Here is a 26,478-nt window from a genome sequence, read left to right on the forward strand (position 1 = left end):
CGGCGATGGAACCGAAGGAGCGTTGATGGCGGAGTACCTGTTGTTCGCGACCGAGCGCTACGCGCTGCCCATCCTGCAGCCGCTGGCGCAGGCGCTGCAAGCCGGCGGCCATGGCGTGCACGCCTGGTTCGTCGATGGCGCGTCAGGCGCGAGCTTGCCGGCACCGGTGCGCAGGATAGACGACGCCCGCGCCGCGGTCGCGCTGAAACCGCGCGCGGTGTTCAGCGCTGCCAACTGGGTGCCGCCGTTCGTGTCGGGCGCGAAGGTGCAGCTGTTCCACGGCTTCAATGTCGAAAAACGCGACGCCGCGCGCGGCCACTTCCGCGTGCGCGGGCTGTTCGACCTGTACTGCACCCAGGGGCCGGCGACCACGGCACCGTTCCGCGAACTGGCCGCGCAGGCCGGCCATTTCGCGGTGGTCGAGACCGGCTGGCCCAAGCTCGACCCGTTGTTCGGCGAGGCCGATCCGCTGGCCCGGCAACTGCGCGACGCGGCCGGCGGGCGACCGGTGGTGCTGTTCGCCTCGACCTTCACCGAGCGGCTGAGCGCGGCGCCGCACCTGTTCGACGCGATCGCCGCCGAGGTCGCGCGTGGCGATCGCTACTGGCTGCTGACCCTGCACCCGAAGTGCGCGCCGGAGTGGTTCGACCGCTACCGCGCGCTGGCCGGCGACAACGCCCGTTTCGTGGAGACCGAGCAACTGGTCAGTGCGCAGCGCGCCGCAGACGTGCTGGTCGCGGACACGACCTCGGTGGTGAGCGAGTTCGTGGTCCAGCGCAAGCCGGTGGTCACCTTCCGCAACCGCGCGCCGAAGCCGCACATGCTGGATTTCGACGATCCGGCCCGGCTGCCGGAGATGCTTGATCACGCCTTCTCCCCACCGCCGGCATTGCTGGCTGCGCTGGACGCGTATGCCGAGGCGATCCATCCCTGGCGCGATGGACGCTCCTCGCAACGCGTGATCGCCGCGACCGATGCCTTGCTCGCCGGCGAACTGGGTCCGCTGCGCCGCAAACCGTGGGGCGCGCTGTTGCGGCGGCTGCAGATCCGCAGGGAGCTCGGCTACTGGGGCCCTGCCGGCGGCTGATATCGCATTGCCAGGATCGTTTGTCGCGGCCGCGGCCGCGGCAGAAGCCGCTCTTGCCAGATGCGGGCTTGAGGTTTTGTGTAGGAGCGACGTCAGTCGCGAACGCGCAGAGCTCCCCGTCGCGGTGTTCCTTTCCTTGCTGCCGATGGCGGCACGTTACGGCTGCCGTGTTGGTCCATCGGAGTGATGGTCAGGTCGCGACTGACGTCGCTTTCACTCCAAAGCCGCCGGTTTTCGCGCCCAGCCGGTTCCGGGATCAGGGCCGGGCCCACCCATTGCGGACCGCTACCAGCGCAGCGGACGACGGGCGAGTTCCTGCGACAGCAGGCGGTAGATCGCCTGCGCGTCGGCTTCGGGCAGGTAGCGGATCCGCAGCGGCGAGCGTGCGCCGGCGGTGTCCAGCCACAGCGTCGCGGTGGCGCAGCGACGGTCGAGCGGTGAACGGGTGAGTTGCAGTGCCTGCAGCTTGTCGATCTCGGCGAAGCGCCAATGCCGGCTCCACCAGCCCTCGCGCACCGCCAGCAGTTCCGCGCCCACCGCATAGGCCGCCCGTCGGGCCTGGGCCCGCGCCTTGAGCGCCGCCCAGGGCAGCCACAGCAACGCCAGTGCGCCCCAGTTGCCAAAGCGCCAGACCAGTGCCGCGGTGACCAGCGCCGTCCACGGCAGTGCGGGCACGAACCGCCGCCACCAGGATTGCAGCGGCAGCGGCCGCCAGAGGAGCTCCGGCCAGCGGGCGTCCGGCAGCAGCCGTTCGATCAGCGCGTCGCAGGCGGCCGGCGTGGCGATCGGCGCCAGCTCGCGCAGCGCGCGCGATTGCCCGTTCTCCTCGCCTGCGGCGGTATCGACCTCCAGGCTGCGCCGACCCAGCAACCGGTGGGTCAGTCCTTCGCTGAGCGTCCACGCCTGGATCCGCCGCCGCGACGCGCTGGTGCGCCAGCGCGCCAGCAGGCCGCGCTCGACCGTCAACCGCCGGCCGTCCTGGCTCAGCACGAAGCCGTGGTACTGCAACACCGCCAGCACGATCGACAGCAGCCGCAGCAAGGCCAGCACAGTGAGCAGAGCCGCCACTCCGCCCAACACGTACTGGGACGTCCCGAGATGGTGTTGGCCGGACCAGTCCGCTCCGTAACGGGCGACCTGCTCGAACAGATCGGGCCAGACCTGCGAGCCGGTCTGCGAGAACGCGGCGATGGCGGCGCCGACCAGGATCATGCCGCGGTTGGACACCAGCCCCAGCCGTAGCAGGTCGGTGGTCGACAGGCGCAGCAGCACCGTGGCGGCGGGCTGGCTTGCAGGTGAGCCCGGGGTGCTGTCCGGGATTGCATCGGCTGCGGCGGAGGCTGCACCGCGGCGGCGCACCAGGGTTTCCAGTGCCAGCGCGTCGTCCAGTTTCAGCACCCGCATGTGCGCTTCGGGCTTCTTGCCGCCGGCCGATTCCAGCCGCACCTCGGCCACCCCGAACAACCGGTGCAGCACCGATTGCTGCACGTCGACGTTGTGGATGCGGGCGAACGGAATCACCCGCAGGCTGCGTTCGAACAAGCCGCTGCGCACCACCAGCGCGTCGGCGCCCACGCCGTAGCGGTAGGTGAAGTACTGCCATATCGAAGCCACCGCCAGCGCGCCGACGCCGATCAGCGGCCACAGCTCGTTGCGGTCGCCGCGGCCGAACACGAACAGCGCGAGCAGCGGCACCACGAACTGCCTGAGCTGTGCCAGCAACACGAACAGCCAGGACATCGGGTGCAGGTGCCGCTCGGCGGGCGCGGGGGCGGCCGGCAAGGGATCGGGCGTGGATGTCTGCGCGGGGGCTGGGGCGGCCGGATCAGTCGTCATCGTCGTGGTCGATCTGGCGTGCGAGCCGGTCGCGCAGGTGTTCCGCGTCGGCCAGGTCGAGGTGGACGACCTCCACCGCGCTGTGGCGCGTGCCGGCGGTATGCACCACCAGCGTCGCCAGCTGGCGGCGACGTTGCAGTGGCCCGCGCTTGAGGTCCAGATGCTGGACACGGGTCGCCGGTACCCGCGTCTCGCGCCACCACATCCGGCCACGGCGTACGGCCAGGCCTTCGGAGTCCAGTCGCCAGAACGTGTAACGGTATCGTTTCAGCCCGAGCCAGAATCCGAATCCGCCGCCGATCAGCAGGCCGCAGGCCGAACCGATCAAGGCCGGCACAAGGGACGCAAACCCAACGAGGGATTGAAAGCCCAGACCCCCGCCGACCTGGCCGGCGAGGTAGCCGATCACCGCGCCGGGCAGCGCCAGCGAGGGCATCGTGCCGAGGAGGAACAGCGCACGTGCCCGGATCGGCAACGGTTGCCAGTCGGCGGGTTCCCCGGCGAGGGGCAACGCGGGGCCGGGGTCGGCAGCGGAGGGCGGGGTCATGCGGCGATCCTTCAAGGCCGTTGCGGCGTGTGGCTCAGTAGCACTGTGGCCAGTACGGGTTGTCCTCGCCGCGGCCGGAGGGGCGCAGCGAATAGCGTTTGTAGGTCCATTGGTACTGCGCCGGATCGCGACGTGCGATGCGCTCGATCGCCGCGTTCAGCGCCGCCACCGCGATCCGCGGATCGGCGTCGGCCACGGCTGCGGGTGTGGACTCCAGGTGCAGCGCGAAACCCGGCCCGGCGCGGTGGCTGTCGATGCGCTCGCAGTACGCCATCAGCACCACGGCTCCGCTGCGTGCGGCCAGCCGGCCCAGCAGGGTCATCGTCAATGCTTCCTTGCCGAAGAACGGGCCGAACTCGCCGTCGCCCTGTTTGGGTTGCTGGTCGGGCAGGATGCCCAGCACGCCGCCTGCGGCCAGGCGCTTGAACAGCTGGCGCACGCCGGCGGCCTCGGCGCGGACCTGGGTCACGCGCGGGGGCTGGCCGTCGGTGCGGTCATCGGCCCGCACGCGGTTGAGGAAGGCCTCGCCAACCTTCGACTCCGGCGGCGCGTACAGGATCGCCAGCGGCGTGCGCGCGGCCAGCCACTGGTTCAGCAGTTCCCAGTTGCCGTAATGCGGCGCGGCGATGATCACTCCGCGTCCGCCGGCAATCGCCGCGTCGAGCAGCTCGGTGCCGTGCTGCTCGCGGATCAATGCCAGGTTCTCGGCATGCGGCCGGGTCCACAGGCGCAGCGTTTCCATCAACTGCCGGGCCGTGGTGCGCAGGATCGCCTGCCGCAACTCGTCGCGCTGGGACGGGTGCATGTGCGGATAGGCGATCTGCAGGTTGCAGGCCGTCACCCGGCTCTCGCGGCTGCGCGGGCGCAGTACTGCGACCGCCAGCAGATCGCCCAGACGGTACAGCCAGGGCCACGGCAACCGCGCCAGCAGGGCGGCGAGGGCGTACAGCAGACGGGCGGCGAGGTCGGTCATCCGTCGCAGTGTAGCCGGCGGCAGGCACCCCTTCGGCGGGGCCGGGCGAGAGGGCATCCGGGGAACCAGCACCCGCCCGGATCGCCCGTTATGCTCTGCCGATGCTCGCCTTGATCCAGCGCGTTACCCAAGCCAGTGTCCGCGTCGACGACAACGTGGTCGGCGAGATCGGCCCGGGCCTGCTGGCGCTGGTCGGCATCGAACCGGGCGATGGCGACGCGCAGGTTGCGCGGATGGCCCAGCGCCTGCTCGGGTACCGGGTGTTTGCCGACGCCGGGGGACGCATGAACCTGGGCCTGGGGGAAGCCGGCGGGCGCCTGCTGCTGATCAGCCAGTTCACGCTCGCCGCGGACACCGCCAGCGGCATGCGACCGGGCTTCAGCACCGCCGCGGCGCCGGATCTGGCTGAACCGGTGTTCAACCAGTTGCTGCAAACCTGCCGGGCCCGGCACCCTGCAGGGGTGGAAACCGGCCGCTTCGGTGCCCATATGGTGGTAAGCCTGGTCAATGATGGCCCGGTCACCTTCCTTCTACGGGCCTGAGAGTCCGGAAAACCCTTGCCACAGCACGCTTTCGGGTGGGCATGCGGCACACTGGTATAATAGAAGGTTCCCTCCTCCCCATTACATGGTGGCGCAGCCGTATGGCAAACGAACGTCAGGCCCCCCAGTCCGATATCAAAACGCTGATCAGCAAGGGCCTGGAACAAGGCTACCTGACCTATGCGGAGGTCAACGATCACTTGCCCGACGACATGGTCGAGGCCGAGCAGATCGAAGATGTCATCGCGTTGATCAACGGCATGGGCATCGAGGTGCACGAAGTTGCGCCGGATGCCGACACGCTGTCGCTTGGCGACAGCAGTGCCAGTGGCCGCGAGGTCGATGAGAGCGCGGCCGAAGAGGCTGCGGCCGCACTGACCGGCCTGGATGCCGAAGGTGGCCGCACCACCGACCCGGTGCGCATGTACATGCGCGAGATGGGCACGGTCGACCTGCTGACCCGCGAAGGCGAAATCGAAATCGCCAAGCGCATCGAGGACGGCCTGAACCAGGTCCAGGCCTCGCTGGGCCTGTTTCCCAGCACAATCCAGCTGATCCTGCAGGACTACGAGCTGCACAAGGCCGGCAAGAAGCGCCTGGCCGAGCTGCTGGTCGGCTTCCTGGACCAGCTCGAGGATCCGACCGTCGCACCGCCGCCGGCCGAAGCCATGTCCGTGGCGCCGGTGGAAGAAAAGAAAGAGGTCAAGCCGGCGAAGGCGGCCAAGCCTGTCAAGGCGGGCAAGGGTGTCATCGACGATGACGAGGCCGACGAGGACGCGGAAGACGAAGAAGAGGACGAGGTCGTCGATGAAGGCCCGACCGGTCCGGATCCGGCCGAGGTCACCAGCCGCTTCGAGCACCTGAGCGAGCTGTACGCCAAGTTCGAGAAGGCCTACGCCAAGCACGGTCCGAGCCACAAGAGCGTGACCAAGCTGCGCGAGGACATGGCCGAGATCTTCGTGACCCTGAAGCTGCCGCTGCCGCTGACCGACGTACTGGTCGACAACATGCGTGCCACCCAGGCCGAGATCAAGCGCCACGAGCGCCGCATCCTGGAGCTGGCGACCCGCGTGGCGAAGATGCCGCGCAAGGACTTCATCCGCTCCTGGGATGGCAACCAGACCAACCTGGAGTGGGTCGACGAGCTGCTCAAGCGCAAGCAGAAGTGGGCGTCCGGCCTGCGTGACGTCAAGGACCAGATCATCGCCGAGCAGGAGGCCACCATCGCCACCGAACAGGCGATGCGCATGACCCTGAACGACCTGCGCGAGATCAGTCGCACCATGGCCTACGGCGAGACCCGCGCCCGCAAGGCCAAGCGCGAAATGGTCGAGGCCAACCTGCGCCTGGTGATCTCGATCGCCAAGAAGTACACCAACCGCGGCCTGCAGTTCCTCGACCTGATCCAGGAAGGCAACATCGGCCTGATGAAGGCGGTCGACAAGTTCGAGCACCGTCGCGGCTTCAAGTTCTCGACCTACGCCACCTGGTGGATCCGCCAGGCGATCACCCGCTCGATCGCCGACCAGGCACGCACCATCCGCATCCCGGTGCACATGATCGAGACGATCAACAAGCTCAACCGGATCTCGCGCCAGATGCTCCAGCAGTACGGCCGCGAGGCCACGCCGGAGGAGCTGGCCAAGGAAATGGAGATGCCCGAGGACAAGGTCCGCAAGGTGATGAAGATCGCCAAGGAGCCGATCTCGATGGAGACCCCGATCGGCGACGACGAGGACTCCCACCTGGGCGATTTCATCGAGGACACCAACGTGGAGTCCCCGGTGGATGCGACGGTCAACATCAACCTGATGGAAACCGTGCGTGACGTGCTCGCCGGGCTGACCCCGCGCGAGGCCAAGGTGCTGCGCATGCGCTTCGGCATCGACATGAACACCGATCACACGCTGGAGGAAGTCGGCAAGCAGTTCGACGTCACCCGCGAGCGGATCCGCCAGATCGAGGCCAAGGCGCTGCGCAAGCTGCGTCACCCGAGCCGCTCCGAGCAGCTGCGCAGCTTCCTCGATATCGAGTAGGCCCGCGGCGAAGCGATGCATGACCCGAAGCCCCGCCCCGTGCGGGGCTTCGGTTTTTTACCGGCTACAATTCCCGTCCGCGCTGCGGGCCTATAGCTCAATGGTTAGAGCAGAGGACTCATAATCCTTTGGTTCCAGGTTCGAGTCCTGGTGGGCCCAGTTCTTGATGGCGGTCTTGCTGCATTGCCGTTGCATCCGCCACGTCTTTGACTTCATTGGCCGACCAGGCAGTGGCTGGTCAAGGCGTTTCTCGTTTCTTCCCACGTTTCAGTCGGCAGTTCTACTGCTGCCGGCCCTTGCGGCTTCGCCCACGTCGCGCGACCTCGCAGGCCGCGGCGATAGCCAGCGTCAGCGCGAAGGTGGACAGCAGTTGCACCCGTGAGTCGGGCGACAGCAGCGTCAGGGCGAAGATCAGTGTCAGGATCGCCAGGCCCAGCCAGGTCACGTACGGGAAGCCGCCCATGCGGAACGGCAACGGCGTGCCGGTGCGGTCCGCGCGCCGGCGCAGGATCAGCTGCGAGACCAGGGTGATCGTCCACACCATCAGGCAGGTCGAGCCGACCAGGTTGAGCAGCGCGGGCAGTACCCGCTCGGGGAACCACAGCTCCAGCAGGGTGGCGAAGAACCCGAACGTGACGCTCGCCAGCACCGCGACCAGCGGCACCATGCGCCGGTTCACCCGGGCCAGGCCGCGGGGTGCCTCGCCGCGTTCGGCCAGCGAGAAGATCATCCGCGAGGCGCCATACAGGTTGGCGTTGAGCGCCGACAGCAGCGCGATCACCGCGACCAGGGTGATCGCGGTGGCCGCGCCCGGGATCGCGGCGACCTGCAGCACCGCCGCGAACGGCGACTTCAAGGCGTCGCTGGTCCACGGCACCACTGCGATGATCACCGCGATCGAGCCGATGTAGAACACCAGGATGCGCCAGGCGACGGTGCGGATCGCGCGGGCGAGGCTGCGTCCTGGCTGCTCGGATTCCGCGGCCGCGATGGCGACGATCTCGGTGCCGCCGAACGCGAACACCACCACCAGCAAGGCCGCGCCGATCCCGGCCAGGCCCTTGGGCGCGAAGCCGCCGTGGGCGGTGATGTTGGACAGCCCCGGCGAGGGCGCGGCCGGCAGGAGCCCGAGCAGCAACGCGGCGCCAATGACGATGAAGGCGAGGATTGCGATCACCTTGATGATCGCGAACCAGAATTCGAACTCGCCGAAGTTGCGCACACCCAGCAGGTTGATCGCGGTGAAGACCGCCATGAACAGCAGCGACAGCCACGGCACCGACAGCGAGGGCCAGACCGTGGCCAGCAGTCCGGCGGCCCCGACCGATTCGGCCGCGACCACGACCACGATCTGCAGCCACCACAGCCAGCCGACGGTGGCTCCCGCGGTCGGGCCCATCGCGTCGGCGGCATAGACCGAGAACGCGCCGCTGGACGGACGCGCGGCGGCCATCTCACCCAGCGCGTGCATCACGATGATCACCAGCGCGCCGGCGATCAGATAGGACACCAGCACCGCCGGCCCCGCCGCCTGCACACCCACGCCCGAACCGAGGAACAGGCCCGCGCCGATGGCGGTGCCCAGGCCCATCATGATCAGCTGGCGGGGCTTCAAGGCATGCTGAAGCCGCGGTTCGCCAGCGGTGGGAAAGTCGGTGGAGGTGTTGCCGGAGTGCTGCGGAGGAAGGGACATGTGGTGGACAGGCTGCGAGTGGCGAACCCGCAACGATACCTGTCAGTGCGATTGGCGGGTTGATGTGTCAAATATAGAACGTACATATATAAAAACTGTTGTTTATCCCAATATAGATATCAATCACGCTGTTTGCATCAGGCGACGCACCGTCGCCCATTGAACACGGAGACCGCCGACATGATCACTTTGCGCCCCGCCTCGGAACGCGGCCACGCCAACCACGGCTGGCTGGATTCCTGGCACAGCTTCTCGTTCGCCGGTTACCACGACCCGAACCACATGCACTGGGGCCCGCTGCGGGTCATCAACGAAGACCGGGTGCAGGGTGGCGAGGGCTTCGGTACCCATCCGCATCAGGATATGGAGATCATCAGCTACGTCCTCGACGGCACATTGGCCCACCGCGACTCCATGGGCACCGGCGCCACCATCGTGCCGGGCGAGGTGCAGCGGATGAGCGCCGGCACCGGCGTCACCCACTCCGAGTACAACCACGAGCAGGGCAAGACCACGCATTTCCTGCAGATCTGGATCATCCCCTCCGTGCGCGGCATTCAGCCCGGCTATGAGCAGAAGACGTTCCCGGAGGCCGAGAAGCGCGGCCGCCTGCGCTTGGTGGCCAGCCCGGACAGCGCCGACGGTTCGGTGCTGATCCACCAGGACGCACGGATGTACGCCGGACTGTTCGATGCCGGTGAACAGGCCGCTCTGGAGCTGGCGCCGGGCCGCCTGGGCTATGTGCACATGGCCCGCGGCAGCGCGCTGGTGAATGGCCACGCCGTCTCCGCTGGTGACGCGTTGCTGTATGCCGACGAGTCGCAGGTGCTGATCGAGCGCGGCGAGGGCGCCGAGATCCTCGTCTTCGACCTGCCGCAGCTGCAATGAGGCCGGCCGCGATGAACCCCAAGGACAGTACCGGCAAGCGCCGTCCCGACCGCTGGTCGCCGGTGAGCCAGCTGCTGCACTGGGCCACGCTGGCGCTGATCGTCTGGCTGGCGTGGCGGGGGCTGACGATGGTCGACATGCCCAACACGCCGGCGAAGATCAACGCCTATGCGCTGCACAAATCGCTGGGACTCACCCTGCTGGCGCTGGTGGTGGTGCGGCTGGCGTGGCGGCTGCTGGCCCGTGCGCCCAGGCCGGTGACTGGCACGCCGGCCTGGCAGGAGCGGATCGCATCGCTCACCCATGTCGGGCTCTACGTGCTGCTGTTGGCGATGCCGCTGAGCGGATGGCTGTTCAACTCCGCCTCCGGTTATCCGCTGCAGTGGTTCAAACAGTTCAACCTGCCCGCGATTGCCGGGCGCGATACCGCGTTGGCGGAGCTGGCGGTCAACGTGCACCGGTGGGGGTTCTGGCTGCTCGTGCTGCTGGTGGCCCTGCACGCCGGCGCGGCCCTGTACCACCACTTCGTGCAGCGCGATGACACGTTGCTGCGCATGCTGCCGCGTGCGCCGGGCGGCAAGCAGCGTCCTGCTCCGACTTCCGACCTCAACAACTGATCTGGACCACTGACATGACCTTCAAGCACTCCCTGTTGATCCTTTCCCTCGCCAGCGCCGGCCTGATGGCCGGTTCCGCCAACGCCGCGGACTATGTCCAGTCCTCGGGTGCGTTGACCTTCGCCAGTGAGTACCAGGGCGAGATCTTCACCGGGCAGTTTCCCGGCTTCCGCACCACCCTCAGCTTCGACCCGGCCGCCCCGCAGGACGCAAGGCTCGATGTGCTGATTCCTCTGGCCGGGGCGGACACCCGGAACCCCGACCGCAACGACACGTTGCGGGGGGCGGACTTCTTCAATGTCGCGAAGTTCGCGCAGGCGCGCTACACCGCCCGCGGCTTCCGCAGCCTGGGTGGCAACCAGTACGCCGCCGATGGGACGCTCAGTCTGCGCGGCGTGGGCAAGCCGGTCACGCTGACGTTCACCTGGACGCCTGGCGAGGCGCCGGTGCTGGCGGGCAAGGCAAAGGTCGAGCGCCTGGCGTTCGGGGTCGGCGGCGGTGACTGGGCCGACACCAGCCTCATTCCGGACGAGGTCGCCATCTCGACCCGCGTCCGGTTCTCTCACGCGCCCTGAACTTTGCCGGAATAAAGTAGGCCGCAACCATCCAGCACACGAGGAAAATGACATGACGACGTACAACGTGGGGTACCTGATCGGCAGCCTGGCGAAACACTCGATCAACCGCCAGTTGGCCCAGGCATTGTTCAAGCTGGCGCCACGGGAACTCAAGTTTCATGAGATTCCGTACAAGGACCTTCCGCTCTACAGCTACGACTACGACGAGAGCTACCCCGAGGTCGCGACAGCGTTCAAGAAGGCGATCGAAGGTTCCGACGCGGTCCTGTTTGTCACGCCCGAGTACAACCGTTCCATTCCCGGCGGACTGAAGAACGCGATCGACTGGGCCAGCCGCCCGTGGGGAACGAACTCGTTCGCGAACATCCCGTCCGGCGTGATCGGCACCTCGCCCGGCGCGATCGGTACGGCCGTGGCGCAGCAGCAATTGCGCAGCGTGCTCGGCTTCCTCAACTCGCCGCAGATGAACGCGCCCGAGGCCTACATCCAGTTCAAGCCGGGCATGATCAGCGAGTCCGGCGAGATCAACGACCCGGCCACGGCCGAGTTCCTGGGCAACTACCTGTCGGAGTTCCACCAGTTCATCGCCCGCGTGCTCACGGTGCTGCCGCGAAACGCATGAGCACCGCCGGGCGGGAGGTTCCAGCCGCTGGCCCCGCCCGGCCGCAGCGGCGACAATGGGCGGATGAACAAAGACGCTGCTTTGCTTGAGGCGGTCGAGCACGAGACCCGGTCTGTGCCGACCTGGGCGGTCATCTGGTTGCATGGGCTGGGGGCGGACGGCAACGATTTCGCGCCGATCGTGCCCGAGCTGGTGCGCAAGGAATGGCCGGGGCTGCGGTTCGTGTTTCCGCATGCGCCGGTGCGCGCAGTCACCGTCAACAACGGCGCGCGCATGCGGGCCTGGTACGACATCAAGGATTTCGACCTGGCCAACCGCGCCGACGAGGCCGGCGTCGAGGAATCGATCGTGCAGGTGGAGGCGCTGATCGCGCGCGAACTCGAACGCGGCATTCCGGCGTCGCGGATCCTGCTGGCGGGTTTTTCGCAGGGCGGGGCAATCACCCTGGCGGCGGGCCTGCGGCGCCGGGTGCCGTTGGGCGGGCTGGTGGCGCTGTCGACCTACCTGCCGATGGCGCATCGCGCGGCCGGGTTGCTGCAGCCTGGCGCGACGGCGCAGCCGGTGTTCATGGCGCACGGCAGCCACGACCCGGTAGTGCCGTTCCAGGCCGGCCAGCGCAGCGCCGCGGTGCTGGGCGAGCTGGGCTTCAAGGTCGACTGGCACAGTTATCCGATGGCCCACCAGGTGTGCGCCGAGCAGATCCGGGATCTCGGTGACTGGATGTCGGTGCGTTTCACGGCGGAGTGAGCGGTCTGGCGGGAGCAGCTGCGTGGCCGCGCGACCGTGTAGATGCCGCGCGTCCACGCGTGTGATAGCTGCAGTCATGAACGGAGGGGCGGGTCGATGAGGGTCGTGATTGCCGACGATGAGCCGCTCGCGCTGGCGCGCCTGCGCGGGTTGCTGAAGGATCTGCCGGGCATCGAGGTGGTTGCCGAGGCGGGCGATGGACAGCAGGCGCTGCAGGCCTGCGCCGAGCACGAGCCGGACCTCGTGCTGCTGGATATCGCGATGCCGGGCATCGACGGGCTGGAGGCGGCGCGGCACCTGGCGGCGTTCGAGCCGCGGCCGGCGGTGGTGTTCTGCACCGCCTACGACGCCCATGCGCTGTCGGCATTCGAGGCCGAGGCGATCGACTACCTGGTCAAGCCGGTGCGCGCCGAACGCCTGGCAGCGGCGCTGGAGCGCGTGCGCACGTTCGCCGCCGGGCGCGAGCGCAATGCCGGCAGCGCAACGGATCGCAAGACCGGCCCGCGCAGCCATCTCTGCGCCCGCCTGCGCGGCAGCCTGCGGCTGATCCCGGTCGAGGACGTGCGTTACCTGTATGCCGACGAGAAGTACGTCGTCGTCCACCATGCGCGCGGCGAGGACCTGATCGAGGAGTCGCTGAAGTCGCTGGAGGACGAGTTCGGTGAGCGCTTCCTGCGGATCCACCGCAATTGCCTGGTCGCCCGCCACGAAATCACCGAGTTGCGCCGCAGCCCGGACGGACAGGTGACGGTGGTCTTGCGGCATGTCGTCCAGCCGCTGGAAGTGAGCCGGCGCTGCGTGGCCGGCGTGCGGGAAGTCCTCCGGCACCTGTAGGAGCGACGTTAGTCGCGAATTCACTGAGGCCCGGTTTCGGCGCGCTATCGCGACTGACATCGCTCCTGCAAAAAAGTGCGTGCCGTTTGATAAAGACAGTTGCTCCTGCAGACCCGCCAGCACCTGCGATAATCGCCGGATGAGCCAGATCCTCCGCATCGCCACCCGCAAAAGTCCGCTTGCCCTGTGGCAGAGCGAACACGTCGCCGCCGCCCTGCGCGACGCCCATCCCGGCCTGCACATCGAACTGGTGCCGATGAGCACGCGCGGCGACGAGGTGCTGGATCGTTCGCTGGCAGCCATCGGCGGCAAGGGGTTGTTCCTCAAGGAACTCGAAATCGCGATGCAGCGCGGCGAAGCCGACTGCGCGGTGCACTCATTGAAGGACGTGCCGATGGAGCTGGAGCCGGGCTTCGCGCTGCCGGCGATCCTGGCGCGTGCCGACTACGCCGATGCGTTCATCAGCAACCGTTTCGACGACATCGCCAGCCTGCCCGAGGAGGCCGTGGTCGGTACTTCGTCGCTGCGGCGGCAGGCGCAGCTGCGCGCGTTGCGGCCGGACCTGCAGTTGCGCGACCTGCGCGGCAACGTCAATACCCGCCTGGCCAAGCTGGATGCCGGCGACTACGACGCGATCGTGCTCGCGTGCGCCGGTTTGCAGCGGCTGGGGCTGGATGCGCGGATCCGTTCGCGCATGCAGGCGCCGGACTGGCTGCCCGCCCCGGCGCAGGGCGCGATCGCGATCGAGTGCCGCGACGACGATGCCGCCACCGCGGCCCTGTGCGCGGCGCTGGACCATGCCGATACCCGCACCTGCGTGGAGGCCGAGCGGGCGATGAACCGCGCCCTGCATGGCAGCTGCCATGTGCCGGTGGCGGGTTTCGCCACGCTGGAAGGCGCGCGTCTGCGGCTGCACGGGCTGGTCGGCTCGGCGAGCGATGGCCGTGCCGTGCGCGCGCACGCCGAGGGCCCCGCCGATGCACCGGAAGCACTCGGCGTGGAGGTTGCACAGGCCCTGCTGGCACAGGGCGCGGGTGATTTCCTGGCGCCGCTGTCGTAGCCGCGCCTTTTACCCGTCATTCCAGCGAATGCCGGAGCGACGTGGGTCGCGGCCGTTACTCCTCTCCCGCGATCGAGTTGCCTCACATGGTGTGACGACAGCGGACCGCTTTCCGCCCGCCGAGGTGGACGCACCCGGCAAGTGACGTTTCTGCGCGTTCGCGACTGACGTCGCTCCTGCGCCAGCCCTCAGGCCACATCGACAGGGGCGGCCTGGCCGCTATCCGCCTGGTCCGGCCACGTATTGCCTAGAACCGCCGTCGCAACTGCAATGACGATTCCGCCGATTCGGTGCCGGTGCGGCCGGTTTCGTTGTGGCGGATCTCGAAGTCGGTTTCCAGCGTCCACGAAGGCCATAACGTGACGTCGAGGCCGAAGGACTGCTTGACGAACGTGGTGCCGTGGCCGGTCTCGAACTGGATGCGCTGGTTCCATTTCGCGCGGTCGCCGATCTGGTGACCGAAGTCCAGCTCGCCGCGCAGCACCGCGCCCGGCCGGCCGATGCCGTCGTCATACAGCGGCGCCAGCCGGTAGCCGGCGCCGACCTGCACGCCCAGCCGGGTCGGTCCGTCGCGCAGCGCCTGCAGGTGGTAGCGGGTGCCGATGCGCCAGTTGTTGGAATAGCTGGCGGTCGCGTCGCGCGGGCGTGCGGGTGCGCGCAGTCCGATCCACGGCTGGCTGCCGGGCAAGGCCGGACGTGCGCGGGGTTTTGCGTCGAATGCCAGATGAGAAGCCACCGGCGAGTTGCGCTGCCATTCCTCGTCGCCGCAACGGGTCGAGTAGCAGAACAGCCGCAACTGCGCGGGGTCGCTGCCGAGCGCCATCAGCGCCGGGTCGCCATCGACGGCGGGCATCGGCAAGGTAAGGAACGGGCCGGTGAGCAGGACCAGCCCCAGGGTGCCAAGCATGGTCGTCCCGAGGGTGGAGGCAAGGGCGGCAAGTATGCCAATGAATGCGGGTGCCCCCAAATCCCCCATTCAGCTGGGGTAACCCGATGCGGCCACAGTGGCGGCGCTCCAGACCCGATGCGATGCTTGGCCGCGATGTCGGCGCCACCGATCGACGTGCCGGCCGTCCCTCCCTCATTACGTGTGCCCGCCATGGAACGCATCGAACGCATCCACGCCCTGCATCGGATCCTCTCCGCTGCGCGCTATCCGGTCACGCTGCAGCGCCTGCAGGACGAGCTGGAGTGCTCGCGCGCGACGGTGTACCGCGACCTGGCATATCTGCGTGACCAGTTGATGGCGCCGGTGACGGGCAGTGGCGAGGGCGGCTTTCGCTACGACCCCGAGGAGAACGACCGCTTCGAGCTGCCGGGCCTGTGGCTGAGCTCGGACGAATTGCACTCGTTGCTCGCCGCCCAGCAGGTGATGAAGCACAGCGGCGGCGGGGTGCTGTCGAACGCGCTGGCGCCGCTGCAGCACCGTATCGAGAAACTGCTCGATGACCATGCCGGCGGCCGGCGGGTGCCGGTCGAGCGGGTGCGGGTGGTCGCCCATCGGACCCGTCGGCTCGACGAGACCGCGTTCCGGCACGTCGCCACCGCGGTGCTGGACCGCCGGCAGCTCACGTTCGAATACCGGGCACGCTCCACCGACCTGCACACCCGGCGCACGGTCTCGCCGCAGCGGCTGACCCATTACCGCGACAACTGGTACCTGGATGCCTGGGACCACGACCGCGAGGCGCTGCGCAGCTTCGCCGTCGACCGCATCACCGCCGCGCGCGCGCTGGACGAGGTCGCGCGCGATGTGCCGGACGAGGAGCTCGACCGCCAGCTGGCGTCCAGCTACGGCATTTTTTCCGGAACGCCGAAGGGCTGGGCGACGATCCTGTTCAGCGCCAAGGCCGCGCGCTGGGTCGCCGACGAGCACTGGCATTCGCAGCAGCGCGGACGCTTCCTCCCCGATGGCCGGTATGAGCTGAAAGTGCCTTTCAGCTCCGGCCGCGAGCTGCTGATGGACGTGATGCATTACGGCAGCGACGCCGAGATCACCGAGCCGCCGGTGCTGCGCGAGCAGGCGCGTGCGCTGCTGTCGCTGGCGATCAGCAATTACGAGCGGGAACCGGGGTGATGGCACCGGCCGATGCGCCACGGATCGGCCGGGGCGAGCCGGTGGCGTTGGTGCTGGGTGCCGGCGGCGCGCGTGGCTTCGCCCAGATCGGCGTGATCATGGCGTTGCAGGAGCGTGGGCTGAACATCGTCGCCGTGGCCGGTTCGTCCTGCGGCGCGCTGGTCGGCGGCATGTTCGCGGCCGGGCGGTTGGCCGAGTTCAGCCAATGGCTGCTGGGCCTGGGCCGTACCGACATGCTGCGGATGCTCGACCCGGTGTTCGGCCAGCCGGCGCTGTTTGAAGGCAACCGGCTGATGGCGGCGCTGCGCGCGCGTACCGGCGACCTGCAGATCGAGGACATGGCGATCGACTTCACCGCCGTGGCGGTGGACCTGCAGCGCCAGCGCGTGGTTTGGATGCGACGCGGCGACCTGTGGGATGCGGTGCGCGCGTCGATCGCCATCCCCGGCATATTCACCCCGCACCGGGTGGACGGTCGCGACCTGGTCGACGGTGGACTGCTGTCGCCGTTGCCGATCGCCGCGACCCGGCTGTCGGGCGCGCATCGGCTGATTGCGGTCGACATGAACAGTTGGCCGGTCAGTCCGCCGGGCATGCCGGCCGAGCCGCGGCCCGAACCCGTCGAGCCGCGCCGCGGCGACGAGGAGCCGGCCCACTCGCGCCTGCTGGACTGGATCGAGCGGCGAATCCATCGCAGCGAGGCGGCGCTGCCGGAGGACGAGGCCGACCGCCAGTACGGCTTCACCGAGCTGATGTCGCGTTCGCTGGACACCATGCAGGCGCAGATCGCGCGCGTGCAGTTGGCGCTGGACCCGCCGGAACTGGTGATCCGGATTCCGCGCGATGCCTGCCAGTTCTACGAGTTCTGGCGCGCGCGCGAGCTCATCGCGATCGGCCGTGCCGAGGCCGATCGGGCGCTGGATGCGGCGGGATACTGAGAGGGTCGGATCGGAGCCGCATGCCGGTTTGGTGAGTGGAACCGGAAATCGCATTCACGAGTCGCAGCCCCTGAGATGCCCGCGCGCAATGCTCGGCTCCCGATCATCAGGAGTGCGCCATGAATCCGTTTACCGCCGAATCCATCGCCGCATCGCATGCGATCGAGCCGTTCGAAGTGCGTCTTGAAGCGGTGCTGCGCTACGCCGTCGCGATCGGCGCCGTGCTGGTTGTCCTGCTGCCGGATGCCCGCGGCAGCAGCGAGTTGATCGGCTGGTTGCCGCTGTGGCTGCTGGGAATGCCGTCGGTTGCATGGTGGGTGGTACACCGCTTCAGCCGGGGTGGTCGCGCGTTGCGGGGACGTGCCGATGGCATTCGCCGTCGGCCGCAGCCGCAAGCCCGCCGTCGAGTGCGCGGGCAGGGCCGACCTGCGCTGCCCAGAGTTGCGTGAATCCGTTTCCGCGGGAGAGTCGTGCAGTCGAGCATGCGATAAAGGTCATGGATGCCGCCGGCCCGAGGTGCCCGGTGGGCGCCTTCGCCTGTCTTTCCTTCCATTGGGGTCGTGCTGGGCCAACGTGGTGCTGGGTGACGCCTGGCTCAATCGGTGACCGGCTGCGATTGCCGCCGCGATCCAATTGATCAGCACGGCGATCGAGCGCGAATGCTTGTGCGCTTTCACTGGTGCTGTGCCAGGCGCGCTTGGCGGATCGGATACAGGCGTGCGGCGAAGGCGCCGGCGGCAAGTCATCGCCGGATGAATAGCCGCCCATCGGGAATCAGGGTGCGGCAGCTCACATGCGGCTTGATTGTATACAAAAATCATTGTATACAATCAAGCCGCGCAGTGCCGGACTGACCGTCCGGAAGAAAGCGCTGTTTCCCTCCGAAGGACCATAGTACGTGCCTGATCGCAGCACCAGCGCCGTGGCAGGTGGCCGTTTCGGCCCCACTCCCTTGACGCGCTCCAGTAGCACCCCGGCCGGCTCGTCGCAGGCGAATGGGGGCTGGAGCCGGCTCGGAATGCTGGGTGTGCTGTTTGCCATCGCGGTGGCCGTGGTCCTGATACTCGTCATTCGGTCCTCAAGGTTCGATGCGGCCGACACCCGGCAAACGACCCTCGAGAAGATCCGGCAGACGGGAACGATCACCCTGGGTCATCGCGAGAACAGCATTCCCTTCTCCTACTTCGACAACCAGCAGAAGGTCGTCGGCTACGCCAATGACATCTCATTGGCGATCGCGCGCGAGGTGGAGCAGGCGCTCGGTCTGGACGGGCTCAAGGTCAAGCTGGTTCCGGTGACCTCGCAGACGCGCATTCCGCTGCTGATCAACAACACCATCGATCTGGAGTGCGGCACCACCACCAACAATTCGGTACGTGGGCGGCAGGTCGGCTTCTCGACCAACTATTTCATTTCCGGGACGCGCTTTCTGGTGCGCAAGGACAGCGGCATCGTCGACCTGCCGGATCTGGCCGGGCGCAACGTGGTCGTCTCTGCCGGGACCACCTCCGAGATCGTGCTGCGACGGCTGAACGCCGAGCGCAAGCTGGGGATGCGGATCGTCGCCGCCCGCGATCACGGCGATGCTTTCGTCGCGCTCGAGTTCGGCAAGGTCGTGGCCTTCATGAGCGACGACGCCATACTTTTTGGCGAGATCTCCAAGGCCAAGAACCCGGCCGAATGGCATGTGGTCGGCACGCCGCTGACCAAGGAGGTGTATGCCTGCGCGATGCGCAAGGGCGATGCCACCTTCAAGCAGGTGACCGACCGCGCGATCGAAGGGATGATGCGTGCCGGCGAGATGCGCGCGCTCTATGCACGCTGGTTCCAGTCGCCGATTCCGCCGCGCCAGGTGAATCTCGAGGTGCCGCTGGATCGGGAGCTCGCCGAGCTCTTTGAGCACCCCCACGACCGGCCGCTGCAATGACCGCAATGACGACCGCGATGCCGACCAGCCACGTGAGGGCGCAGGCATGAACTACGACTGGAACTGGGGCATTTTCGCCGCCACCACGATCACCGGTGCCGAGCGTTATTACGACTGGATGCTGGTCGGTCTGTCACTCACCGTCGGCATCGCCTTGCTGGCCTGGGCATTGGCGCTGCTGGTCGGGGTGATGCTCGGCATCGCGCGCACGCTGCCGTCCCGCCCGCTGCGGATGGCGGTCGGCGTGTACGTCGAGGTGTTCCGCAACATTCCGCTGCTGGTGCAGTTGTTTTTCTGGTACTACATCGCGCCGGTGTTCCTGCCGATGACGATGCAGGACGCGATCAACCAGGCGCATCCGGTGCTGGTCCAGAGTCTGACCGCGGCCATGTGTCTGGGCCTGTTCACCGCGGCGCGCGTTTGCGAGCAGGTGCGTGCGGGTATCGAGGCGCAGCCGCCGGGCCAGTTCGCCGCGGCATTGGCGCTGGGCCTGAAGCGTCGCCAGGTGTATCGCTACGTGACCCTGCCGATGGCCTTCCGCGTGATCATCCCGCCTATGACCTCGGAGTTCCTCAACGTCTTCAAGAACACCGCGGTGGCGTTGACCATCGGGCTGATGGAGTTGACGGCGCAGAGCCGGCAGATGGGCGAGTTCACCGGCCATATCTTCGAGGCGTTCATCGTGGCCACGGGGCTGTACTTCCTGATCGCGCAGGTCACCACGCGCCTGATGGAGCGGCTGGAAAGGCGGTTGATGATTCCGGGCGAAGCGGGGGCGACGCGATGAACCTGTCCCTCGACTGGAGCGTGCTGCCGGATGCGCTGCCCTTCCTGCTTCAGGGCATGGGCTTCTCGCTGGCGCTGCTGATCGTCTCCCTGCTCGGTGGGCTGGGATTGGGCACGGTGCTCGCGTTGATGCGCCTGTCCTCCAACCGGCTGGTGTCGGCCTCGGCCGGCGCCTACGTGACCGTGTTCCGTTCGATTCCACTGGTGCTGGCGATCTTCTGGTTCTACCTGCTGGTGCCGACGGTGATCGAGGCGGTGCGCGGCGTGCACACGCCGATCGGGCCGATGTACTCGGCCTTCATCGCCTTCGTGTTCTTCGAGGCGGCGTATTTCTGCGAGGTCATCCGCGCCGGCATCCTCAGCGTGCGCCGCGGTCAGACCAGTGCCGCGCTGGCGCTGGGCCTGACGAAAGTTCAAACGATGCGCCACATCATCCTGCCGCAGGCTTTGCGCACGATGATGCCGCTGATCCTGACCAAGGCGATCATCATTTTCCAGGACACCTCGCTGGTCTATGTCATCAGCGTCAGCGACTTTCTCGGCGCGGCGACCAAGATCGGCCAGCGCGACAGCCGCCTGATCGAGCTGTACCTGTTCGCGGGGGCGGTCTATTTCATCATGTGTTTCGCAGCATCGAAGTTCGTCGAAGCCCGCACGGGCAGGAAGGTCGCGGCATGATCAGCATCGAGAACGTTTCCAAGTGGTATGGCCAGACCCAGGTGCTGCATGACTGCAGCACCAAGGTCGCCGCTGGCGAGGTGGTCGTGGTGTGCGGGCCGTCCGGCTCGGGCAAGTCGACGCTGGTGAAGTGCATCAATGCGCTGGAGCGGATCCAGCAGGGCCGCATCGTGATCGGCGACGACGTGATCCCGGCGCCTGCCTCCAGGCTGAGCGCGATCCGCGCGCGCGTGGGCATGGTGTTCCAGCACTTCGAACTGTTCCCGCACATGACGGTTCTGCAGAACCTGATGTTCGCGCAGATGAAGGTGCTCAGGCGCGGAGAAGAGGACGCGCAGGCGCGTGCGCGCGGCTATCTGGAGCGCGTGGGCCTGAGCAGTTTCGCCGCCAAGTACCCTGGCCAGCTGTCCGGCGGCCAGCAGCAGCGCGTGGCGATCGCGCGCGCGCTGTGCATGGATCCGTCATGCATGTTGTTCGACGAGCCGACCTCGGCGCTCGACCCGGAGATGGTCAACGAAGTACTCGAAGTCATGATCGAGCTGGCCGGGGAGGGAATGACCATGATGTGCGTCACCCATGAAATGGGGTTTGCCAGCAAGGTGGCGGACCGGGTCATCTTCATGGACGAGGGGCGGATCGTCGACGACTGCACCCGCGAACAGTTCTTCGGGACGACTGCCCAGTGCTCCGAGCGTGCGCAGCGTTTCCTGTCCAAGATCATCAGCCATTGAACGGAAGGAGTCTGCAATGAACGACAAGGGCCCCATGGACCAGCCGGTGTCGCTGATGTCGCGACTCGCGGACTGGATCGCCATGCCGGAGCAGATGCATGGCACCTCGATCACCGAGGTGGAGCTGGCGGCGATCTTCGGCGTCAGCCGCACGCCGCTGCGCGAGGCGCTGAACTTCGCCAGCGCGATCGGCCTGCTGCGACGCGAGCGCAACCGCTCGATCCAGATCCCGCCGCTGTCGGGCGAGGACATGCTGCAGCTCTCGCTCACGCGTGAGGCGCTCGAAGCGTTGGTGACCTTCCAGACGGCCAGTCGGATCGTCGCCGGCGAGGTCTCGATCGAAGGATTGGAGAAGCTCAACCAGCGCATGAACGCCTTGGCGGCGATCGGCGATACCGGCGTTCTGCTCGGCACGGGCCTGGATTTCCACGAATTCATCCGCGTGCACTCCGGCAATCATGTCGCGGCGGGGCTGCTCAGGCAGCTGATGCTGCGCATGGAACGTTACCGGCAGTGCATCCGCACGCTGGAAGGCCGCTCCAGCCACATCGTCCACGAACACGACGGGATCCTGGATGCCATCCGCAATGGCGATCCGGAAGGCGCCGCGAAGGCGGCGCGCGAGCACGTTGCGAACGCACGCGAGTCCTATCGCGTTGAACTGGCAAAACACGGTTTGTTCTGACCGACAGTTGTAAATCCGGCGGTCTGTACCGCCCCCGTTTCCGGCAACACCCCAGGGGAGTAGATGTGATGACCTGTAGCAAGACCCGAACGATCCTCCGCGGCTCGCTGAAGCTGGTCGCCACCGCGTTGCTGGCGATGGCGGCGACCGGGGTTGTGATGGCCGCGCCGAAATCCGCGCCGCTGTCGCAGTTCAAGCTCTATGACCTCGGCCGCAACGATCTGGGCGCCAAAGACGGCGACAGCACCATCAGCCGGCAGCAGGCGATGGAGGACCTGGACGCGCTGGGGGATGCCATCGAGGGCAACAGCTCCTATATCTGGTCCACCACCTTCCCTTATCGCGATGTGATCGAAGGCATGAAGGCGCAACTGCCGGGCAAGGTCTCGGTCAATGGTCTTTCGACGCAGATCAACAAGTTCGTGCGCCTGTTCGGCGACGATCATGCGCAGGTGGTCGAGTGGACCAAACGCATTCCTCAGGGCAGCCTGCCCTTCCAGTTCGGCAAGGCCGACACCCGGTACTTTTTGTTCACGCTGGATCCGGCGGGGTTCGTCAATCCGGACTACCCGTATGTGCGTTCGATCGACGGCGTGCTGATCGATGAATGGGTGCGCGTGGCCGGCGACATCGGGCAGGGTCCCTACAGCGCCACCGCGGCGCGCGAATCGCGCGGCTACCGCCTGCTGCCATACGTGGATTACCTGCGCCGCGAGATGGGTCTGCCGGTCAAGCCCGAAGCCGTGCTGGAAATGGTGTCGGAGAACGGCCGTGAATCCACCCGCATGACGGTGCCGGTGGCCAAGGCGCCCGTTGAGCGGGATCTGGGTACGTTCCGCCTGCCCGATGAAAGCCGCTTGCTGGAAGGCAATGTCGGCTACCTGCGCGTGCCGGCGCACACGGGCGAGAAGGCCAAACAGTTCATCGCCACGGTCGACACGACGATGGCAGGCTTTCGCGACACCGACGCGCTGATCATCGACGCGCGCATGAGCGGCGGCGGCGCGCGGCGTGTTCTCAACTCGCTTTTCCCGTACCTCATGAAGCCGGACGACAAGCCGTACGTCTTCAACCTCGTCAAGCTGCGCCTGCCCGAGCACGATCCCGACTTCGGTCCGTTGGCGGTGTTCGATGACGACGCCAAGCGCTTCCTCTACGTGCCCAACCCGGCCAATCCGGAAAATGAGGCCGAAGCCTACCGCGAGTTCGCCGGGTCCTTCCATCCGGTATGGAACCCGCCGGCAGAGAAGTTCACTGACTGGTACTTCATGACCCAGCGTCCGCGCGCCGACAAGCCGCACTACGACAAGCCGGTGTACATGCTGGTGGACTGGGGCGTAGGCAGCGCGGGCGATATCTTCGCCTCGGCCTTCAAGGGCTGGCGCAACGTGACCATGCTCGGCACGCCGACCATGGGCCGCAGCGGACAGGGCGTGGTGTTCCCGTTGCCCCACAGCAAGCTGGGCGTGAACCTGTCGACGATGGCGTCCTTCCAGAAGACCGGTGAGCGTTACGACACGGCCGGTATCCGCCCGGACATCCTGGTCGAACCGGTCCCGACCGACTGGTTTGGCGCCAGCGACACCATGCTCGACCGCACCCGGGCAATGATCGCCGCCAGACTGGCGGACGAGGCTGCAGCCAGATGAGCCATCGTGGTTTGTCGCGTCGGAATGGTCGCGCCATCGGCAGTCGGCGTCTGGTCCTGATATCGGCCCTGGCGGTTGCGTCGTCCGTGTGGGCGGGAGATGCCACCCTGCCGGTCGTGCCCGGGCCAACGGACGCCGACCGCCTGCAGGCGCGCGAATTGATCGAGCAACTGATCCGTCTCCCGACCGCCAAGGGCAACGGCCAGGTGCCGGTGCTCGCGGAATTGCTCTCGCAGCGCTTCCTCGACGCGGGCTTCGCCGCGGGTGACATACAGATCGTGCCGGTTGACAGCGATGTCGACACCACGGCTGCGCTGATCGTGCGCTATCCGGGCCGTGCCCGCAGCACGCTGCGTCCGGTGGCGATACTGGGGCACATGGACGTGGTCGGCGCCGTGGCATCCAATTGGTCGGTCGATCCGTTCGCGCCGGTCGAGAAGGACGGCTATCTGTACGGGCGCGGCAGCATCGACAACAAGGCGCAGCTGGCGCTGGTCGCCACCACCTTCATCCGCCTGAAGCGGGCCGACTGGGTGCCGGAGCGCGATCTGGTGCTGGCGCTGTCGGGCGACGAGGAATCCGGGAGCCAGACCACGCAGCTGCTGACCAGGCACCCCTGGATCCGGTCCGCTGAGTTCGCGCTCAACGCCGACTCGGGCACCGGCGACATGGATGCCGATGGTTCGAACAAGGCCTTCTATATCCAGGCGGCGGAGAAGACCTCCGTCAGCTACAGGGTGGACACCCGCAACAGCGGCGGCCACAGCTCGGTGCCGCGTCCGGACAACGCGCTCTACGACATGGCCGTGGCCATCCGCGCGTTGCAGGCGCTGCGCTTCCCGGTGCAGTTCAACGAGATCAACCGCGCCATGGTGGCCGAGCTGGTCGCCAAGCGCGGCGGCGATCTCGGCCGGGCGTTCCAGACCTTGCTGGATGACCCCGGCGATGCCGCGGCGCGTGCCGTCGTGGAGCAGTCGCCGGAGGACGCCCACGTGCTGTGGACGACCTGCGTGCCGACGATGATCGAGGGCGGCAATGCGCGCAACGCGTTGCCGCAGAACGCCAGTCTCACCGTGCATTGCCGGATATTCCCCGGCGTGTCGCCCGACTCGGTGCGCGAGACCCTGGCCGCCGCGGTCGCGCCCGCGGACGCCGAGGTCAGCATTGATGCCGCGCGCGCATCCAGCCCGGCCTCACCCATCCATCCGGCGTTGTTCAACGCGGTGCGCAAGGCGGTGGACGCCAACTACCCGGGCGCCACGCTCACGCCCCAGATGTCGTCCGGCGGCACCGATGGGCGCTATTTCCGCATAGCCGGTATTCCGACCTACGGGGTCGGCAGCCTGGTGCAGGTGGATCCCGACGACGATCGGGCGCACGGCATCGACGAGCGCGTCCGGCTGGATTCGTTCGCGCGGGAACTCGATTTCTGGGACGTGCTGCTGAAGGACATCGCAGGCCCCCGGTCACATCCCTAGGATCCGCGCAGCGGGCCCGGGGCAAGCAGTCACAGCATCAACGGAGCAAGAACATTGCAGCAACACAACACGATGCCGGAAACGGCTGAATCCACGCGCATGGTGGAATGCCCGGTATCGCGGGTCGGCGACGGCAGCGCGCACCACTTCTTCGGTTACTACAACAAGCCGGTCTGGAGCGCCGACGGAACCCGCATGTTGGCCAACCGCGTCGACGTGATGCAGGGCGAGCTGGGCGTGCACTTTGCGGCCCAGGTCGGCTATTTCGACATGGCCGATGGCGGCACCTTCCACGCCTTAGGCGAAACCACCACCTGGAACTTCCAGATGGGCTGCCAACTGCAGTGGCTGGAGAACACGCCCTCCAGCGTGATCTTCAATACCCGCAGCTTCGACACCAAGGACGTCTACCCGGATTTCGGCTCGACCATCGTCGATCTCGAGACCGGCGTGCGCCGCACGTTGCCGTTGCCCGTATACGTGGTGGCGCCCAGCGGCGAATACGCGCTGTGCATCGACTACGACCGCCTGCAGCAGGCGCACCCGACCATTGGCTATTTTCCGCACACGCCGCGCCTGCCGCTGCCGCTGGCGCCGGCCGACGAGGGCATCCGCCGGATGGATCTGGGCACGGGTGAGCACACCCTCATTGTGACGATGGAGCAGCTGCGCAGCTTCCAGCCGGTCGGCTCCATGGAAAACGCCTTCCACTGGGTCACACACCTGGAGATCGCGCCGGGGTCGGAGCGCTTCCTGTTCCTGCACCGCTGGACGGAGTGCTTCGAGGACGAGATGCGCTGGTTGCACCGCCTGTTCACGGTCAACACCGATGGCAGCGGATTGCGGCTGCTCGAGTGCGGTGACCACCCGCTGCCGCCGCTGGGCGCTCCGCCGGCCGGCATCTTCGATTACGAGAAGGCGATCTGGCAGCTCTCGCATCCGACTTGGCGCGACGATCACCACGTGATGATCTGGGGCCCGCACGACGCACAGGCCAATTACCACCTCTACGACGACCGTACCGGTCAGGTGGAGGTGGTCGGCCGCGGCGTGCTGACCGAGAACGGGCACATGACGTACTCGCCGGACAAGCGCTGGATCCTCTCGGACACCTATCCGGACGACGAGGACCATCGCCTGCTGATCCTGTTCGACACGCAGACCGGGCAGCGCATCGACATCGGGCGTTTCTACACCGATCCGGCGCTGGGCAAGATCAACCGCTGCGACCTGCATCCGCGCTGGAGCCGTTGCGGCGGCATGGTCTGCATCGACTCGGTGCACGACAGGGAGCGGCAACTGTACGTCGTGGATGTGCGCGCCGTGGTCGGCAACACCGGGAACGGCTGATTCCGGACCGGCCTCGCGCCGGACGCTGTCGGGTGGCTGCAGGCCGGCTGCCCGATGGCTCTTCCTTTCCGTCCGGAGGGCCCGGCGGATATCGATATCGACTGCGTGCCGCAAGGACG

General features: G+C 67.3%; 26 protein-coding genes and 1 tRNA gene. 22 read left to right on the top strand and 5 right to left on the bottom strand.

Annotation, left to right across the window (positions count from 1 at the left end; all coding sequences use genetic code 11):
* Positions 1–22: 22 nt before the first annotated feature.
* Positions 23–1,087 (top strand): CDP-glycerol glycerophosphotransferase family protein, encoded by a 1,065-nt coding sequence (locus N792_RS00765; RefSeq protein ID WP_191150522.1) that lies wholly within the window; start codon positions 23–25, stop codon positions 1,085–1,087.
* A 285-nt stretch (positions 1,088–1,372) separates the two neighbouring features.
* On the opposite strand, the gene N792_RS00770 is transcribed toward N792_RS00765, so the two are convergent.
* From N792_RS00770 to N792_RS00780, 3 genes are all read right to left on the bottom strand, one after another.
* Positions 1,373–2,827, bottom strand: a complete 1,455-nt coding sequence (locus N792_RS00770) for a PH domain-containing protein (protein WP_052103299.1) — start codon at positions 2,825–2,827, stop codon at positions 1,373–1,375.
* Positions 2,828–2,912: 85 nt separating this feature from the next.
* The gene (locus N792_RS00775) at positions 2,913–3,470 is read right to left on the bottom strand and encodes a PH domain-containing protein (protein WP_052103228.1); all 558 of its coding nucleotides are present in this window, start codon (positions 3,468–3,470) and stop codon (positions 2,913–2,915) included.
* A 34-nt stretch (positions 3,471–3,504) separates the two neighbouring features.
* A complete protein-coding gene (locus N792_RS00780; protein WP_425478827.1) occupies positions 3,505–4,500 on the bottom strand; it encodes a lauroyl acyltransferase in 996 nt (331 codons plus the stop codon).
* A gap of 44 nt (positions 4,501–4,544) precedes the next feature.
* Between N792_RS00780 and dtd the strand changes: the two genes are divergently transcribed.
* From dtd to N792_RS00795, 3 genes are all read left to right on the top strand, one after another.
* The gene (gene dtd, locus N792_RS00785; RefSeq protein WP_036191565.1) at positions 4,545–4,985 is read left to right on the top strand and encodes a D-aminoacyl-tRNA deacylase; all 441 of its coding nucleotides are present in this window, start codon (positions 4,545–4,547) and stop codon (positions 4,983–4,985) included.
* A 101-nt stretch (positions 4,986–5,086) separates the two neighbouring features.
* Entirely contained in the window at positions 5,087–7,021 is a 1,935-nt protein-coding gene (rpoD, locus tag N792_RS00790) for an RNA polymerase sigma factor RpoD (protein WP_036191566.1), read from the top strand.
* Between the two features lie 86 nt (positions 7,022–7,107).
* Positions 7,108–7,180 (top strand) — tRNA-Ile (locus tag N792_RS00795).
* Between the two features lie 121 nt (positions 7,181–7,301).
* On the opposite strand, the gene N792_RS00800 is transcribed toward N792_RS00795, so the two are convergent.
* Positions 7,302–8,714, bottom strand: coding sequence for an amino acid permease (locus tag N792_RS00800; RefSeq protein ID WP_036191567.1), 1,413 nt, complete (start codon positions 8,712–8,714; stop codon positions 7,302–7,304).
* A 180-nt stretch (positions 8,715–8,894) separates the two neighbouring features.
* Here N792_RS00800 and N792_RS00805 point away from each other — a divergent pair, with 180 nt between their 5' ends.
* The 7 genes from N792_RS00805 to hemC all read left to right on the top strand — a co-directional run bounded on the left by N792_RS00805 (position 8,895) and on the right by hemC (position 14,060).
* Positions 8,895–9,602: a pirin family protein gene (locus N792_RS00805; RefSeq protein WP_036192254.1), complete on the top strand. Its 708-nt coding sequence runs from the start codon at positions 8,895–8,897 to the stop codon at positions 9,600–9,602.
* A gap of 11 nt (positions 9,603–9,613) precedes the next feature.
* Positions 9,614–10,219, top strand: a complete 606-nt coding sequence (locus N792_RS00810) for a cytochrome b (protein WP_052103301.1) — start codon at positions 9,614–9,616, stop codon at positions 10,217–10,219.
* A 65-nt stretch (positions 10,220–10,284) separates the two neighbouring features.
* Positions 10,285–10,794, top strand: coding sequence for a YceI family protein (locus tag N792_RS00815; RefSeq protein ID WP_052103303.1), 510 nt, complete (start codon positions 10,285–10,287; stop codon positions 10,792–10,794).
* A 52-nt stretch (positions 10,795–10,846) separates the two neighbouring features.
* Positions 10,847–11,419: an NADPH-dependent FMN reductase gene (locus N792_RS00820; protein WP_036191570.1), complete on the top strand. Its 573-nt coding sequence runs from the start codon at positions 10,847–10,849 to the stop codon at positions 11,417–11,419.
* Between the two features lie 63 nt (positions 11,420–11,482).
* A complete protein-coding gene (locus tag N792_RS00825) occupies positions 11,483–12,166 on the top strand; it encodes an alpha/beta hydrolase (RefSeq protein WP_036191572.1) in 684 nt (227 codons plus the stop codon).
* 96 nt (positions 12,167–12,262) lie between these two features.
* Positions 12,263–13,000: a LytR/AlgR family response regulator transcription factor gene (locus N792_RS00830; RefSeq protein WP_036191574.1), complete on the top strand. Its 738-nt coding sequence runs from the start codon at positions 12,263–12,265 to the stop codon at positions 12,998–13,000.
* Positions 13,001–13,139: 139 nt separating this feature from the next.
* A complete protein-coding gene (hemC, locus tag N792_RS00835) occupies positions 13,140–14,060 on the top strand; it encodes a hydroxymethylbilane synthase (RefSeq protein ID WP_036191576.1) in 921 nt (306 codons plus the stop codon).
* A 247-nt stretch (positions 14,061–14,307) separates the two neighbouring features.
* Here hemC and N792_RS00840 read toward each other — a convergent pair whose 3' ends face one another.
* Positions 14,308–14,967: a DUF481 domain-containing protein gene (locus N792_RS00840; RefSeq protein WP_036191578.1), complete on the bottom strand. Its 660-nt coding sequence runs from the start codon at positions 14,965–14,967 to the stop codon at positions 14,308–14,310.
* A gap of 192 nt (positions 14,968–15,159) precedes the next feature.
* On the opposite strand from N792_RS00840, the gene N792_RS00845 reads away from it, so the two are divergent.
* The 11 genes from N792_RS00845 to N792_RS00895 all read left to right on the top strand — a co-directional run bounded on the left by N792_RS00845 (position 15,160) and on the right by N792_RS00895 (position 26,359).
* Positions 15,160–16,137, top strand: a complete 978-nt coding sequence (locus tag N792_RS00845; protein ID WP_036191580.1) for a helix-turn-helix transcriptional regulator — start codon at positions 15,160–15,162, stop codon at positions 16,135–16,137.
* Entirely contained in the window at positions 16,137–17,075 is a 939-nt protein-coding gene (locus N792_RS00850; RefSeq protein WP_036191582.1) for a patatin-like phospholipase family protein, read from the top strand. Before N792_RS00845 ends, N792_RS00850 begins: the two co-directional genes overlap by 1 nt.
* 119 nt (positions 17,076–17,194) lie before the next feature.
* Positions 17,195–17,524 carry a hypothetical protein gene (locus N792_RS00855; protein WP_036191584.1) on the top strand — a complete coding sequence of 110 codons (330 nt, stop codon included), beginning with the start codon at positions 17,195–17,197 and terminating at the stop codon, positions 17,522–17,524.
* A 449-nt stretch (positions 17,525–17,973) separates the two neighbouring features.
* Positions 17,974–19,002, top strand: coding sequence for a transporter substrate-binding domain-containing protein (locus N792_RS00860; RefSeq protein ID WP_198025556.1), 1,029 nt, complete (start codon positions 17,974–17,976; stop codon positions 19,000–19,002).
* A complete protein-coding gene (locus N792_RS00865) occupies positions 18,971–19,789 on the top strand; it encodes an amino acid ABC transporter permease (RefSeq protein WP_198025557.1) in 819 nt (272 codons plus the stop codon). Before N792_RS00860 ends, N792_RS00865 begins: the two co-directional genes overlap by 32 nt.
* A complete protein-coding gene (locus N792_RS00870; RefSeq protein ID WP_036191586.1) occupies positions 19,786–20,466 on the top strand; it encodes an ABC transporter permease subunit in 681 nt (226 codons plus the stop codon). The genes N792_RS00865 and N792_RS00870 overlap by 4 nt, the downstream gene beginning before the upstream one ends.
* Positions 20,463–21,197: an amino acid ABC transporter ATP-binding protein gene (locus N792_RS00875; protein WP_036191588.1), complete on the top strand. Its 735-nt coding sequence runs from the start codon at positions 20,463–20,465 to the stop codon at positions 21,195–21,197. Before N792_RS00870 ends, N792_RS00875 begins: the two co-directional genes overlap by 4 nt.
* A 16-nt stretch (positions 21,198–21,213) precedes the next feature.
* On the top strand, positions 21,214–21,882 hold the full coding sequence (locus tag N792_RS00880) for a GntR family transcriptional regulator (protein ID WP_036191590.1): 669 nt from the start codon (positions 21,214–21,216) through the stop codon (positions 21,880–21,882).
* Between the two features lie 68 nt (positions 21,883–21,950).
* Positions 21,951–23,531: a S41 family peptidase gene (locus N792_RS00885; protein WP_036191592.1), complete on the top strand. Its 1,581-nt coding sequence runs from the start codon at positions 21,951–21,953 to the stop codon at positions 23,529–23,531.
* A complete protein-coding gene (locus N792_RS00890) occupies positions 23,528–25,009 on the top strand; it encodes a M20/M25/M40 family metallo-hydrolase (RefSeq protein ID WP_052103230.1) in 1,482 nt (493 codons plus the stop codon). Before N792_RS00885 ends, N792_RS00890 begins: the two co-directional genes overlap by 4 nt.
* A gap of 54 nt (positions 25,010–25,063) precedes the next feature.
* On the top strand, positions 25,064–26,359 hold the full coding sequence (locus tag N792_RS00895; RefSeq protein WP_198025558.1) for a hypothetical protein: 1,296 nt from the start codon (positions 25,064–25,066) through the stop codon (positions 26,357–26,359).
* The last annotated feature ends 119 nt before the right edge of the window (positions 26,360–26,478 follow it).

The sequence above is a fragment of the Lysobacter concretionis Ko07 = DSM 16239 genome, from assembly GCF_000768345.1.
In the GTDB taxonomy this organism is placed as follows: Bacteria; Pseudomonadota; Gammaproteobacteria; order Xanthomonadales; family Xanthomonadaceae; genus Novilysobacter; species Novilysobacter concretionis.